This is a genomic window from Mycobacterium sp. NAZ190054, assembly GCF_001545925.1.
GTDB lineage: Bacteria > Actinomycetota > Actinomycetes > Mycobacteriales > Mycobacteriaceae > Mycobacterium.
The window spans coordinates 61332-75583 of the sequence record NZ_LMVQ01000001.1 but is presented as its reverse complement, the minus strand read 5'-3'; the positions used below and the strand labels follow the sequence as shown (position 1 = coordinate 75583).

The following is a 14252-nucleotide window of genomic DNA, read 5'->3' as shown; positions in this document are numbered from 1 at the left end:
TGCTGGATGCGGTGATCATCGGTGTGGAACGCGGTCGTCTGCTTCAACCAGGCCCCTTCGTCGGGAGCAACGTCGTCGCCTGGGCCCTGGCGTCTGATGACACCGGTGACTGGACGACCGTGATCGAGAGCATCGTCGAGGGTCGACAGGCGGCAACGTGGGCGTGCGGCTGTGACAGCGGAGTACATCAAGGCGAAGGCCAAGTCGAACTTCGCGTCGAAGACAACGTGAAACGACTGTACGGACGTGTCACCATGGTGCAGGACGCCGAGACCGCCGACTGGATCCTCGTGACATTCCAGTCCGGCCAAGGGCTTCGCCAGGTCGTCCTCTCCCGCGAGACAGACGGGCTCACCATCGAGTCGCTCGACGGCCTCGACATCACGCGCCGTTTCGCCACCGTCACCTTCGCGGGGGTGCAGCTGATGGACCTCGACTTCGTGGAACCCGGCCGGCCAGTGACTTCCTTGTTCGAGCGGCAATCGTCGGTGGCCACCGTCCTATCGCTGGCTGAGACCGTCGGCGCCATGGATCAAGACTTCTCCCTGGCTGTCGAATATGCACGAGTGCGAATAGCATTCGGGCGTCCGATCGGTTCGTTCCAATCCGTCAAACATGCGCTGGCCGACACCAGCCTCAACCTTGAGATCAGCAAGGCACTGCTGTCTGCAGCCGCCAACGCTGTGCAGGACGACGCCGACGATCAACACGCAGTTGTCGCGGTGGCCAAGTCGTTCGTCAACGAGGCGAGTGTCGGTTTGTCCCACACGTGCTTTCAGGTCTTTGGCGGCATCGGCTTCACGTGGGAACACGACCACCACCTGTACTACCGGCGACTAGCGGTGGACGCGCAACTCTATGGTTCTGCGGAATCACACCGCGAATCGCTCTGTGTGATGAACGGACTATGATGGCTGCCGATACCGAAGACCTCTGCGCCTACCGGCGTTCCGCGCGCCGCTGGATCGAGGCTAACCTCGCCCCGCGCGCAGAATCGGCTGTATCCGGGTCCAGCAGCGTACAAGACAGGACCGCCGAAGAGATCGCGCAAGCGCGTACTCTGCAGCGCAAGCTCTTCGAGAATGGCTACGCTGGTATCGACTGGCCCACTGAATACGGAGGGCAGGGTCTGTCGGAAAGCCACGCCGCCGCGTTCGCCGACGAAGCCAAAGATTTCGAACTGCCCGACTTCGGAATGGTAGGGGGCACGACCTTCGGTGTTGTTGCACCGACGTTGCTCCGCCACGCGTCTCCTGATTTCATGCGTCTGCATGGTCCGCGCATCCTCGCCGGTGATGAACTGTGGGTGCAGTTCTTCTCCGAGCCCGGTGCGGGGTCGGACTTGGCAGGCGTCACCACCCGTGCGGACTGGGTCGATGACCACTGGGTGCTCAACGGGGCCAAAATGTGGACAAGTGGTGGCCAGCATGCCGATTGGGGTATGTGTCTGGCCCGCACCGATTGGGATGCGCCCAAACACGGGGGACTGACCTGGTTCGCAGTGCAGGCGAGCCAACCAGGTGTTCGGATACTTCCCATCACCAAGATCGACAAGGAAGCCGACTTCTGTCAGGAGTTTCTCGACAACGTCGAGGTGGCGCCCGGCGATGTGATCGGTGACGTCAACAGCGGATGGTCCATTGCCCGAACGATTCTGCTATTCGAACGTGGCGGATTCCTCCCAGAGGCACTCCTTCCGAAGCCAGCCACGTTCGCTGCCGATCTAGTCGCGCTCGCGCAGCGGTCAGGCGGAACCGACAAGCCCGCGGTACGCCAAGCGATCGGACGGGCGTACGTCAATGACTATGCGCTTACCCAAATTGCCCAACGAATCGTGGGCCTCGTCTCCTCCGGCCAGGTCGATCCCGCCGGGATTGCCGCCTACGGCAAGCTCGCCCAGGGCACCTTCAATCCCATCAGAGCCGTCATCGCACTATCCATCGGGCAGCAGCCGGCACTCACCTGGGCGCCCGGTTCGTCGGCAGAAATGGCGGCGGCAAACGCCTATCTCAACTGTCGGCTCATGTCGATTGCCGGCGGTACCAACGAGATGCAACGCAGCGCGATCGGAGAGCGTGTGCTCGGTCTCCCGCGCGAACCATCCTTCGACAGTGGCGAGCCGTTCCGTGAAGTCCTGAAGCGCGCGGCCGAGTGGTCGGCCCGATAAGCGGTTGTTCGCCATAGGATACGAACGCGTTGTACGTCAACACGATTGAGCCAGACGCAGCAGGGCACCTGATGGCAGACATCACTTCCTGACTGCAAGCCGGTCCTGCTAATGTGGTTGATCGACAACAAGCTTGGTAGGTTGCCCTAATCGGGGCACTGGCTGGCCGGTCGCAGGTGTCTTGGCCTTACGTGGCGCCATCGGGCATGGTCGGTCATGTGGCGTTGGCGGCATCGCTTGGAACCGAAAGAAGTTCGATGAGAAACGGCAATCATCCCTTTTTCAGCACCCCAACAAGCATTTTGGATGTACTGCTATGGGACATCCGGATTCGACTGACAGGCTGTGACCGCGACGGGTACGTGCTGTGGTGGACGGACGGTGGGCCCAATGAATGGACCGAAGAGTATGAGACCCTCTCTGTCGCGCTGATGCGAGTGGCATGTCTGCAGCGGTGTGTAGAAAATGACTGGGATCTCGGACTCGTCCATGCGCCTGGTGAATTCCCCGCTGTAGCCGAACCATTCCTGGACAAGGCGACGCACTGAGTTGCTGACCGGAAGTCAAGGGCGCTCCAACCGCGCACGCCCTCAATGGCGGAGTAGCGCAGGCGAACGTCAACATTGCCTGAATCGAGTACGATTAGTTAGTCGCTGGCCGGCAATGGCTTGGCTTCTTTGAGGCTCAACGGGGTCTGGCCGACTGCCAGAGTCCCGGCACCGGCTTTGGTGACCAGTACCTCAGCGCCGGTCTCGTCAACGTAACGCTTGCCCACCGCGTTGCCGTCGGCAAACGCCGGATCCAGCTCCCCGGACCGCTCGGCATCCAAGGCCACCATCGGTGCGCCGCCGCAGCGCAGATCATCGAGGCTGTCCGAGCTCCGAACCACGATGATTTGGGTGTCACACACCTGACTGGCTCGACGAGTTCCGTTCTTGATCATGATCCTTGGAGTCCCTACTGCTCGGCGGTAGCGGCGCGAAGCTGTTCGACAATGTCGCGGCGGAGCACTTTACCGGTTGCGTTGGTGGGCAGCTCGTCGCGAAAGACTACTCGGTCGGGCGTGCGCGAACCCCGCAAGTTCTTGCGGACATACTCGCGCAACTCCTCGGGATCAGGGTCGGTTCCGTCGGCCGGCACCACCACGGCGACGATCGCCTGACCCCACTGCGGATCGTCGACGCCGACGACGGCGACCTCATGCACATGGGAATGTTCGATCAGCACGTCTTCCAACTCGGCGGGCGCGATGTTCTCGCCGCCACGGATGATGGTGTCGTCGCTGCGCCCGCCGATGAACAGGTAGCCATCGTCGTCGAGGGTGGCTATGTCCCTAGTCGGAAACCATCCATCGGCATCGAGTACCGAGCCGATTCCGGTGTAGCGACCCGATACCTGGTCACCGCGCACGAACAATTCACCGGTCTGACCCGGCCCCATCACGGTGGCGTTCTCGTCTCGGATTTGTACCTCGATACCCGGCAACGGCTTGCCGACCGAACCCAACCGCCTGACGACTGCGGGATCCGCCGAAGCCTGCGCCTGACGGTGATCCTCCGGCGTGAGCACCGCGATCGTCGAACTCGTCTCGGTCAATCCGTAGGCGTTGACAAAGCCCACCCCGGGCAACAGGTCAAGGGCCTTCCGGACCAGTGGCAAACCGACCTTCGAACCGCCGTAGGCCAGGTTCCGTAGCGACGGCAATGCATGATCGCCGCCCTCCAACACCGTGACGATCCGAGCCAGCATGGTCGGCACCACGGTTGCGGTCGTAACGTGCTCGGCGTTGATCAGCCGCACCCAGTCCTGCGGATCGAAGATGGGCAGATACACCATCTTGCGTCCGGCATACAGGTTCGACAGTGCGGCGCTGACTCCCGCGATGTGATAGGGCGGCACACAAATCAGCGCCGCGTCCGTCGGCTCCGCGGAATCGAATGCGACCGATCCGGTGATATAGCTGGTGAGGTTGTTGTGCGTGAGTTCGACAGCCTTGGGCTCAGACGTAGTGCCGGACGTGAACAACACGATCGCTACCGCGTCCGGATCGGCGAATACCGCTGCCGGAGCGGCATCTTGGGCCGCCGCCAAGAACTCGTCGGAGCCGATGACGTGCTGACCGGCCTCACCCAGCACGTCGCGGTATCTGCTGTCGACGATCACCAACGGATCGGGCAGCCGCCGGATCAGCGCCTGAATACCGTCCGCCGAGAGGCGGTAGTTGATCGGCGTGAACGCCAGCCCGGCCCGCGCTGACGCGAAGATCAGCAGCGGCAGCATCTCTCCGCCGGTCCCGACGTAGGCAACGTGCTTGGCATTGGATCCGGCGATGATGCCCGCACCGCCATCGGCCAGATCGCTGAGTTGCTGAGTGGTCAACCTGGCATCGCCCGATACGACGGCCGTTCGGTCGGGATTGCTCGACAAAGCCATCTCGAGAAGTAACGAAATGCTCATCTTCAAACTCCCTGTAGTTCGCCGGTTACCAGAAAGGGCCTGGGCGCCCATGCGGTGGCTATTAGCTTAGAATATGGAATTAGTTTGCTGAAAAGAGCGCTCAGGACCCCGTCCAGCCGGCCGGGACGCTTTCCGTCGCCACTTTCCCCGAACTAGGTGGGAAGCATACACGGCCAACCCTGCTCGGCTGCACAATAATTGGCGCCCGCCTATGGTCGGGCCGGCGGCGCAACGTGCGTAGGCCTTTACCTATTGGGAGAGCATCGGCAGCTGCCGGCGCGATATGCAGCCAGCTGCGCCAAGACGACGCCGCGCCTTGAGCAGGGCACCGGATTGTGGCCGCAAAACATTGTCCGACAGCATCTTTGATGTGAGATCGGCATCCCGCCAGGACCCCGGTGGGCGCCGATCTGCCGCTCGGCCTGACGGCTTTCCGCTTGCTGTCGAACGCGGCGACCTTTAGGCCGTTCGGGCGCCGTGTCCAGGCAGGCCTCGATGATCCGGAGAACTACTCAGTGGCAAGGTGTTTGGAGAGGCGTTACCGCCGAAGCTCACCACCGGTGCTTGCTGGCGGATGGTACCGACTAGCGAGTGTGGGACCGTTGATCAGCGCCGCGGCTGGCCTCCCGCACGCCGACGAAAGCAACCCTGACCAGGCAACATTGCTAAAACGTCGTCATGCGACTACGATTTTGAAGCAGTCGCCCCTTCCAGTCACGCGTCGCGGAGGTTGTCTCGATGCCCGCCCGTCCCGAGGACACGCCTGCCGACGTAGATGTCCGTCGGCGAGTCGAGTCTGCCGTCGCGGCGCTGGCATCCGGTCGGATCGTTGTCGTCGCCGACGACGAAGATCGGGAGAATGAAGGCGATTTGATCCTTGCTGCCGAGTTCGCGACGCCTGAAAACATCGCTTTCATGGTCCGCCATACGAGCGGGCTTTTGTGTGTGGGCGTTCCGCCTGAGCGGACCGAGTCGCTCGGTCTCCCGCTGATGGTGGACGATGGCGACGATCCGCGCGGCACCGCGTTCACCGTTTCGGTGGATGTTCGCCATGGAACGACAACGGGAATCTCCAGCGAAGACAGGGCGGCTACTGCGCGCGCGCTCGCCGATCCGGCTACCGTCCCTGCGGACCTGATCCGACCCGGTCACGTCTTTCCCCTCCGTGCCCGACCCGGTGGCGTGTTGCAACGGGCCGGGCACACGGAAAGTGCCGTGGACCTGTGCAGGCTCGCGGGTTTGCAACCGGCCGGCGTCCTTGCCGAGATCACCAATGACGACGGCACGATGGCCCGAATGCCCGACCTGGAGCGCTTCGCATCCGAGCACGGCCTGGTGTTACTTTCCGTTGCCGACCTCGTGCGCTATCGGCGCACTTGTGAGACGCTCGTACAACGGCAGGCAACCAGTCGGGTCCCGACGGAGTTCGGCGAGTTCCAGGCGACAAGCTTCCGTTCCGCAATCGATGGTCGGGAGCATCTCGCGCTGGTGCTCGGTGATGTCGACCAGTGTCAGGGTGGGACCCTTGCGGATGTGCCCGTCCTGGTGCGAGTGCACTCGGAGTGCTTGACCGGAGATGTATTTGGATCCCGCCGCTGCGACTGCGGGGAGCAGCTTCGGGCGGCCCTCGCCAACATCGCGGCTGTTGGCCGGGGCGCTTTGGTGTATCTGCGAGGACATGAGGGTCGTGGCATCGGGCTTGGGCACAAGCTGCGGGCATACGCGCTACAGGACACCGGTCTGGACACGGTGGACGCAAACCTGGCTCAGGGACTGCCCATCGACTCACGCGATTACGGCATTGGCGCTCAGATCCTCGGGTCGCTTGGAATTTCAACTGTTCGCCTCATGTCGAACAATCCGGCGAAGTATCGGGGCTTGTCGGGCCATGGCGTCTTCATCGTTGAACGGGTGCCGCTACTTGTGACCCCGAACTGCGACAACGTGCAGTACTTGAAGACAAAGCGCGACCGGATGGCTCACCTGATCGCAGAGATCGACGTTTCGTAATGGCAGTGCGCGGGGTAGCTCTTGCGGCCTCACGTTGACGCCGACGCCCCCAAGGTCGTCGGATGACTGAAAGAGGAGACTTGTAGATGCCGAGTATAGGTGCGCTCGCAGAAGATTTCGGGGTTGAGTACCCGATCTTCGCGTTCAGCCATTGCCGCGATGTCGTCGCCGAAGCCAGCAGGCGTGGTGGATTCGGCGTCCTTGGCGCCGGGTCGTACGCAGTCGACGAGCTCGAGCAAGCGTTGAATTGGATCGACGAGAACTGCGGAGGCAAGCCCTACGGGGTCGATCTGGTGATACCGCGCAAGAGTGCCGACACCGGTACCAAGGATTTACGGGATCTGGCAAACGAGCTCGGAGCGCGACTGCCAGAAGAGCACCGACGGTTCGTCCGCAAGATCCTCACCGAAAACGGTATCGAAACGCGTCCGATCGACGCCCCTTTCCAGAACACCACGAGCCTTGCCACCACGGAGGCGAGCTGGCGGCCGCTGCTCGAAATCTCGTTGAGGCACCCCCTGGTTCGGTTTGTCGTCAGCGCGCTCGGGACCCCGCCGGCTGAGGTCATCGACCAGATTCACCAAGCCGGCATCAAGGTCGGGGCGCTCGCCGGCAGCCGGCGTCACGCCGAGCGTCATGTCGCGGACGGTGTCGACGTCGTGATTGCCCAGGGCACCGAGGCCGGCGGCCACGCGGGCGAGATCACGACCATGGTGCTGGTCCCCGATGTGGTCGACGCTGTCGAGCCGGTTCCGGTTCTCGCCGCCGGCGGTATCGGCACTGGCCGCCAGATCGCAGCTGCCATGGCGCTCGGCGCGCAGGGTGTATGGACGGGTTCACTCTGGTTGACCGTTGCCGAGGCAGCCACGCCGCCGCAGGCAATGCAAGACATGTTCGCCGCCTCCTCCTCCGATACGGTCCGGTCAACCTGCCTGTCGGGCAAGCCAATTCGGCAAGTGCGCAGCATTTACACAGACGCATGGTCGCGACCCGATGCGCCCCCGACGTTGGAGATGCCGCTGCAGGGTCTGCTACTCAGCGATGCCCTGCCAAACGGCGAGGACATCCTTGGCATCCGCGCCGGTGGCTTGGCGAAGCCAATTGTCGGCCAAATCGTCGGACGGCTCAACGCGGTCCGTTCGACTCGCGCTGTGATGGAGGAGCTCGTCGACGAACTGCTCGACACATTGGGGCGGCTCGGGCAAGTAGTGGACGACACCACTGCGGAGGCCGCGGCGCAGGCAACGAACATCTCGATCAGTACAAGAGGTTGACGTGGCGGCCATGGAATCGATAGGCGGGGCGGCGCACCACGTGCGACTTGCCTTGTCGCCTCGAAATGTATGAACAGATCGGGAGGATCGTGGACCAAAAGCTCGCTGCTGAAGATCACGTAGCGTTGACAGAATTGGTAGCGGAGCTTGCATGGCGGCAAGACCACCGCGACGTCGACGGCCTGTTCGAGTTGTTGGCCCCCGACCCGCAGATATGCACGAGCGCCGGGTCATACAACGGGCCCGCCGAGGTACGAGCCTGGTGCGATCGGCTGGCCACCTTGACGAGCGTGACCCGGCATTCATGTTCGAATCTGCGCTTCGCCGCTGAAGGTCCCGGAGAGGCATCCGGAACCGTCCTGGTCACGGCGTATCGACACACCGAGGGTACGGCTGAGTCGACGCTGCCGTTCGTCGTCGCTGAGTACGCCGACAGATACACACGTACCGATGCAGGGTGGCGGCTGCGATCTCGTTCGGTTCACCGGGTTTTCACGGCGGAAGGATGATGCCGTGAGGGTCGTTCCCTGTGAGTTCTTCAGCGACGGAACTCCGATCTCGGGTGTCCTCACCGAGCCGGAGGACACTACTCGCCGGTATCCGGGAGTTGTGCTGTGCCACGGGTTCTCGGCTGTGAAAGAGATGGTGTCGCCCGATGCCGCTGCGGCGTTTGCATCCGGTGCGGACCCATTCGTCACGCTTGCCTTCGACTACCGGTTCTTCGGCCAGAGCGGAGGGGAGCCCCGCGGCCGACTCCATCCCCTCGAGCAGGTCGACGATATCCGTGCCGCGTTGTCGTTTCTCGAAATCCACCCACTGGTTGACGCCGATCGACTGTGCCTCTGGGGTCCAAGCTTCGGTGGTGGCAATGCGCTGCACGTCCGCGCCGTCGATGACCGCGTCGCGGCGACGGCGATCGTGAACCCGGTGACCGACGGCAATGCCTGGGTGCGGAGTCGCAATTCAGTCGCCTCTATGGTCGAGCTTCTCGAGCGGGTCCGCGAGGGTCGGTTGGCAGCAGCTACCGCACCGGATGTCTGCGAGATACCGACGGCGGAGTTCATCCCATCGACTCCGGGAAAAAGCGAGAAGGCCCCGCGCCCATGGGAAGACGTTCGGCGGCCGGCGTCGATCACACTCGACTCCGTCGACAAGATTCTGGCGCATCGACCAGTCACCTCGGCCTCGGCGGCGTCGACACCGTTGCTGGTTATCGTCAGCCCCCGTGACACGATTGTGCCCTGCAGCGAGGGCGAAAACGCTTATCGCGCGGCCGCTGGACAGAAACGCCTTATCCGGCTTCCGCCCGAGTGTGGGCACTACAACACCTACGAACCCCCTTGGGCCGGAGTGGTGTTCAAGCACAGCGCTGACTGGCTCAATGCTGTGTTGGGGGTGACGGCGGCGTGACTGTGGATGGTCGCACGCCCGTCATCATCGGATGTGGCGAGACGGTTCTGCGGCCCGGAACGTGGAACGGCGTCCACCCGGTCGGGTTGATGGCGGACGCGGTCCGGGCAGCGACCGCCGACGCGAGCCTGTCATCGGTGCCCCAACCAGATGCTGTCGCAGTCGTCGCGCTCCTGTCGTGGCGTTACGACGACCCGGCGTACCTGCTTGCCACCGAGCTAGGGGTTCAGCCGCGTGCGACGTTCCGCACCGCTCACGGTGGAAACGCGCCCCAGTCGCTGATCAACGAGTTCTCCGCCCGCATCCAATCCGGTCAGCTCGACCTCGCCATTCTTGCCGGCGGCGAGATGTGGAGGACCGCCCGGCGGGCCCGGCGCGAAGGCGTCGACCTTGGGTGGCCGCAACCAGACGGTTCGTCGTCACCGCATTTCTTCGGACCCGAACTCGACATGTCGCACCCTGATGAGAAGGCGCGCGGGATCACCCGTCCGGTGCAGGTCTACCCCTTGTTCGAGACGGCGATTCGTGCGACGAACGGGCGGACGGTCGAAGAGCAGCAGATCGTTTCCAGCGAGTTGTGGTCGCGGTTCAGCGCGGTAGCTGCTGCAAACCCCAATGCGTGGCTGCCCAAGTACGTTGTCGCAGAGGAGATCCGGACGCCGACGGCGAGTAACCGCTATATCGGCTTCCCCTACACCAAGTTGATGAACTCCAACAATGATGTCGACATGGCTGCGGCGGTGATTGTCTGCAGTGTCGCGCGGGCACGAGCGCTCGGCGTCCCAACGGACCGGTGGATCTTTCCGCAGGCGGGGTCCGATGCGCACGAACACAACTTCGTATCCGACAGGTGGGATTTTTCGGCCGCCCCGGCGATCCAGGCGGCAGGCCGCCAAGCGATGGAGCTGTCGGGGATCGGCCACGCAGAAGAAATCGACATCATCGACCTGTACAGCTGCTTTCCTTCTGTCGTGCAGCTTGGGGCGAAAGCGCTCGGTATTGGGCTCGATCGCCAGCTCACCCGCACCGGGGGCCTGACGTTCGCCGGCGGGCCATGGAACAACTACGTCATGCACGCGCTCGCCGCCACGGTCCGCGACTTGCGCAATGCGCACGACGCGGCGACCGCCCTCGTGTGGGCGAACGGTGGATTCGCCACGAAGCATTCATTCGGTGCTTATGCAAAGCGCCCACCCGATCACGGCTTCCGTCGGGCGTCGCCGCAAGACGATATCGACAAACTCCCGAGCCGCAGGCTTGCCTCGGCCGCCGACGCGGCCGGAACACACCAAATCGAGACGTACACCGTCATGCACGACCGCCGCGGCAAGCCCGAAAAGGCAATTGTCACCTGCCTACTCGCCGATGGCCGTCGCGCATGGGCGATATCTGCCGAGCCGACGCTGGCGGCCGAACTGACGATGGGGGAGTGGGTGGGCGCAAAGGCGGTGCTCGACGCTAGCGGAGAGTTGCAAGAGGCATCGCGATGAAGACGACGCAGTCCCGGGGCCGGCTTGGTAATCAATGAGCGGGGTTGGGTTGTGCTTGGATTGTTTGGTCGGTTGGTGAGGAGGTTCCCGATGGTGCCAGGGGCTGGAGGGGATCGGGTGAGTTGTTTGGGGCCGCGACTCGGTGGTGGCCTGCGGACGTTGCGCGGATTGGCGTAGTGCGGTGCATTCGCCTCCCAAGCAGGAGCGTTCGCAGCTGTCGACGCGTCGTCTTTTGGATGCTGCGGCGCATTTGATCAGCGAGGTCGGGTATGACCGTGCGAGTCTGGCGGCGATCGGTGCTCGGGCTGGTTATAGCCGGGGCCTGGTGACTCGCCGCTTCGGGAACAAGGAGAACATGCTCGATTGGCTGGTCCAGTCGATGACCAGTTCTCATGTGGAAGCGATCGCGTTGTATCCGGATGGCTCTGATGGCGGTGACGGGATTGCGCAGATGTTCGACACGACGATCGAGGCATTGGAGCGTTCGCCCGAAGCGATGTGGGCGTTGTATGCCTTGGAGTTCGAGGGTCTGAAGCAGATTCCGGCGTTGCATGACCGGATGGTCGACATTCATTCGAAGCTGCGCGCTGATGCCACCGACCTTGTGCGGCGCAGCGTGGAGTCGGGCTCGATCGAGATTTCTGTCGAGGAGTCGGTGATCGCGGCGCTGTTGGTCTCTGTGATCCGGGGTGCGGCCTATCAGTGGCTGCTGGATCCCGAGAACTTTGACATGGTCGCCGCCATGAAGGCGTTCAAACACTTCTTCCTCGAGGCGCTGCACCCGAGCTGAGAACGCCCTGTCCTCCGCGCGACTTCAGCGCCTGAACTGGCCGGGCTCGCGGCCGCGTCCTGGCGGACCCGCGTAAGCCTGGGCGATATCGAGCCAGGCATCTGCCACCGCACCCTCGCAACGGAGATCGGTGTCCGCACGATGTCGCCTGCGTGTGACGACGAGGCAGAACTCCACAGCCGAGCCGCTGACGCGGTCATCGCAGCTTTCGTCGCCCCAAGTCCACGCTTCATCGTTGGGACCAAGCAATTCGACCCGAACCTGGCTCTTCGGCACGTCTAGTTTGTGACTGGCGAAGCTGTGCTTCAACGTTCGGACCCCGATGTCGGCGACCTGCCGAACCGCGCCGGTCACCGGATGGTCGAGACCGAATCCGTCGTATATGTCTTGGCCATGCGCCCAGGTTTCCATGATGCGGGCCGTAAGCGCAGATGCCACACCCATATCCGGCCCGTACCAGGGAACCCGTAGATCAGGAGGTGCCGAAGCGAACGCGGCTGCCAGGTCAACTCGGCTTTGCGCGAACAGTGCGGTCAGCTCATGACCCGTGCGCTCGTGCAGTGCGGCCATGCCGGCACCGGCTCGCTTGACCGGGTTCTCTGTCCGAAGCTGCCGGCGGAACGCATCCGGGTCGGCGAGCGCGTGACGTGCGGCTTCATCGAAGTAGACGAGGTGTGCAATCTGCGTACGGACGCTCCACACCGCCGGAGTCCGGATGTCCCAACCCGCTTCGTCGAGTCGTTCCAGAGTGCGCAGCAGGGCAGAGGTCTCCGCGTCGAGGTCGAATTGCAGTGCGTCGATATCAGCGACCACGGTTCACCGTTTCCTTTCGACCGCCCTGGCGACGGGCTGCACGAAATCCGTTATCACGCTGCCGCTCTCGTGTTGCCGCCAGGCCTGTGGATTTCCAAAGTAGCCGAGACGTTGTCGAATGACAACTTATTCTGTACGCTTCTGAGGCCAGTAGTTCAACGGGTTGATGGATGCTCGCTGTCAGACGGTCGGAGGAAGATGTCACCACAGCCATCGCGGAAGGTGGACCACGAAGCGATCGTCGTCGGCGCGGGCGTCTGTGGCATCTACCAGTTGCATCGCCTGCTCGAGCTCGGTTTGGACGCCATCGGGGTAGAAGCCGGCGAGGACTTGGGCGGCACGTGGTTCTGGAACCGGTACCCGGGCGCTCGTTTCGACTCCGAAAGCGTCTCCTACGGCTACTCGTTCTCCCCGGAGATCCTCGCCGAATGGGACTGGAAGGAAAGGTTTTCCTCCCAGCCGGAGAACCTTCGTTACCTGAATTTCGTGGCCGACAAGCTAAACCTGCGGCCGCACATTCGCTTCAACTGTCGCGTGACGGGGGCGACCTACGATGAGGACACCGCATCGTGGACGCTGACCTTGGCCGATGGTGCACACCTGAGTTGCCGATTCCTGATCACCGCGATCGGACTGCTGTCTGCGCCGACTTTGCCTCGCTACAAAGGCCTGGACTCGTTCGAGGGTGTTTCCCTGCATACGTACAACTGGCCAGCCGAGGGGATCGACCTCGCCGGCAAACGGGTCGGAGTGATCGGGACAGGTGCGACCGGCGTGCAGGTAATTTCCGCGATTGCACCTGTGGTCGCCCACCTGACCGTGTTCCAGCGGCGACCGAATTGGTGTGCGCCCCTTCATAATTCGCCGATCAGTTCCGAAGAAATGGCGTACACCAAGACCCGTTACGACGACATCTTTGCGCGGTGCGCACGATCTCCGGGCGGTTTCATCCACGAACCTGACCCCCGCAAATTCGCCGAGGTTTCCCCTGCTGAACGCCTCCAACTGTGGGAGCGGCTCTACGACGAGCCGGGCTTCGGAATCTGGCTTGCCAATTTCAAGGAGATCCACACAGACGAGCAAGCCAACGCAGAACTCTCGGCGTTCATCGCCGACAAGATCCGCGCCCGTGTCAATGATCCGAAGCTCGCCGAAAAGCTGATCCCGAGTGACCATGGGTTCGGTATCCAGCGTCTGCCGTTGGAAACGTCATACTACGAAACGTACAACCGCTCGAACGTCGACCTTGTGGACTTGCTCGAAACCCCGGTCTTGTCGATCGAAGCGCAAGGTATCCGGACCACCGACGGATTGCACGAGGTGGATGTGCTGATCTACGCGACCGGCTTCGATGCCATCACCGGTGCCTGGGATCGCATCGATATCCGCGGGCTTGGCGGCGAGAAGCTGATCGACAAATGGCGGGACGGGCCAAAGACATTCGTGGGGATCCTCTCGTCCGGGTTCCCGAACATGTTCATGCCCGTGGGCCCGCAAAGCGCGTCGGCAACCACTAATTTTCCGCGCGGAATCGAGATAGGCGTCGATTGGGTGACCGATCTCATCGACTACATGCGCGCGAACAACTACCTCATCGCCGATGCGACGCAGCTGGCCGAGGAGGAATGGGGCCAGACTGTGCGTCGCCTCTACGACAAGATGCTGCTCCGCAACGCGCAGAGTTGGTTCACCGGCTACAACTCCAACGTTGATGGCCACGAGAAGGGCACGATGCGTTACAACGTCTACAACGGAGGTACCCCGCGCTATCGGCAGGGACTGGACGAAATCGCCGCGTCCCACTACCGAGGGATCCGATTCGCTTGAACGCGATCCGTTTT

The 14252-nt window shown here is 62.8% G+C and carries 13 protein-coding genes; 10 read left to right on the top strand and 3 right to left on the bottom strand.

Features of this window, described 5'->3' with window-relative positions; all coding sequences use genetic code 11:
* From ASJ79_RS00340 to ASJ79_RS31830, 3 genes are all read left to right on the top strand, one after another.
* Nucleotides 1–911: acyl-CoA dehydrogenase family protein (locus tag ASJ79_RS00340; protein ID WP_156448221.1), on the top strand; the 911-nt coding region annotated here is incomplete at its 5' end.
* Entirely contained in the window at nt 911–2167 is a 1257-nt protein-coding gene (locus ASJ79_RS00335; RefSeq protein ID WP_067952270.1) for an acyl-CoA dehydrogenase family protein, read from the top strand. The genes ASJ79_RS00340 and ASJ79_RS00335, both read left to right, overlap by 1 nt.
* 218 nt (nt 2168–2385) lie before the next feature.
* Nucleotides 2386–2715 (top strand): hypothetical protein, encoded by a 330-nt coding sequence (locus tag ASJ79_RS31830; protein ID WP_156448220.1) that lies wholly within the window; start codon nt 2386–2388, stop codon nt 2713–2715.
* A 98-nt stretch (nt 2716–2813) separates the two neighbouring features.
* Here the strand turns inward: ASJ79_RS31830 and ASJ79_RS00330 are convergent, their stop codons facing one another.
* Entirely contained in the window at nt 2814–3110 is a 297-nt protein-coding gene (locus ASJ79_RS00330; protein WP_067952259.1) for a hypothetical protein, read from the bottom strand.
* A 14-nt stretch (nt 3111–3124) separates the two neighbouring features.
* Nucleotides 3125–4624: a class I adenylate-forming enzyme family protein gene (locus ASJ79_RS00325; RefSeq protein WP_067952258.1), complete on the bottom strand. Its 1500-nt coding sequence runs from the start codon at nt 4622–4624 to the stop codon at nt 3125–3127.
* 738 nt (nt 4625–5362) lie between these two features.
* On the opposite strand from ASJ79_RS00325, the gene ASJ79_RS00320 reads away from it, so the two are divergent.
* The 6 genes from ASJ79_RS00320 (at nt 5363) to ASJ79_RS00300 (ending at nt 11598) form a co-directional block, all read left to right on the top strand.
* The gene (locus ASJ79_RS00320; RefSeq protein WP_067952257.1) at nt 5363–6634 is read left to right on the top strand and encodes a bifunctional 3,4-dihydroxy-2-butanone-4-phosphate synthase/GTP cyclohydrolase II; all 1272 of its coding nucleotides are present in this window, start codon (nt 5363–5365) and stop codon (nt 6632–6634) included.
* An 86-nt stretch (nt 6635–6720) separates the two neighbouring features.
* Entirely contained in the window at nt 6721–7908 is a 1188-nt protein-coding gene (locus ASJ79_RS00315) for a nitronate monooxygenase (RefSeq protein ID WP_067952256.1), read from the top strand.
* A 65-nt stretch (nt 7909–7973) separates the two neighbouring features.
* The gene (locus ASJ79_RS34900; protein WP_082753572.1) at nt 7974–8417 is read left to right on the top strand and encodes a nuclear transport factor 2 family protein; all 444 of its coding nucleotides are present in this window, start codon (nt 7974–7976) and stop codon (nt 8415–8417) included.
* A gap of 4 nt (nt 8418–8421) precedes the next feature.
* Nucleotides 8422–9318, top strand: coding sequence for an alpha/beta hydrolase (locus ASJ79_RS00310; RefSeq protein ID WP_197420027.1), 897 nt, complete (start codon nt 8422–8424; stop codon nt 9316–9318).
* Nucleotides 9315–10808 (top strand): acetyl-CoA acetyltransferase, encoded by a 1494-nt coding sequence (locus ASJ79_RS00305; RefSeq protein ID WP_067952254.1) that lies wholly within the window; start codon nt 9315–9317, stop codon nt 10806–10808. The genes ASJ79_RS00310 and ASJ79_RS00305 overlap by 4 nt, the downstream gene beginning before the upstream one ends.
* Nucleotides 10809–10989: 181 nt before the next feature.
* Nucleotides 10990–11598: a TetR/AcrR family transcriptional regulator gene (locus ASJ79_RS00300; protein WP_197420022.1), complete on the top strand. Its 609-nt coding sequence runs from the start codon at nt 10990–10992 to the stop codon at nt 11596–11598.
* Between the two features lie 24 nt (nt 11599–11622).
* On the opposite strand, the gene ASJ79_RS00295 is transcribed toward ASJ79_RS00300, so the two are convergent.
* Nucleotides 11623–12411, bottom strand: coding sequence for a TIGR03084 family metal-binding protein (locus ASJ79_RS00295; protein WP_067952253.1), 789 nt, complete (start codon nt 12409–12411; stop codon nt 11623–11625).
* Between the two features lie 222 nt (nt 12412–12633).
* Here ASJ79_RS00295 and ASJ79_RS00290 point away from each other — a divergent pair, with 222 nt between their 5' ends.
* Nucleotides 12634–14238, top strand: coding sequence for an NAD(P)/FAD-dependent oxidoreductase (locus ASJ79_RS00290; RefSeq protein WP_197420026.1), 1605 nt, complete (start codon nt 12634–12636; stop codon nt 14236–14238).
* The last annotated feature ends 14 nt before the right edge of the window (nt 14239–14252 follow it).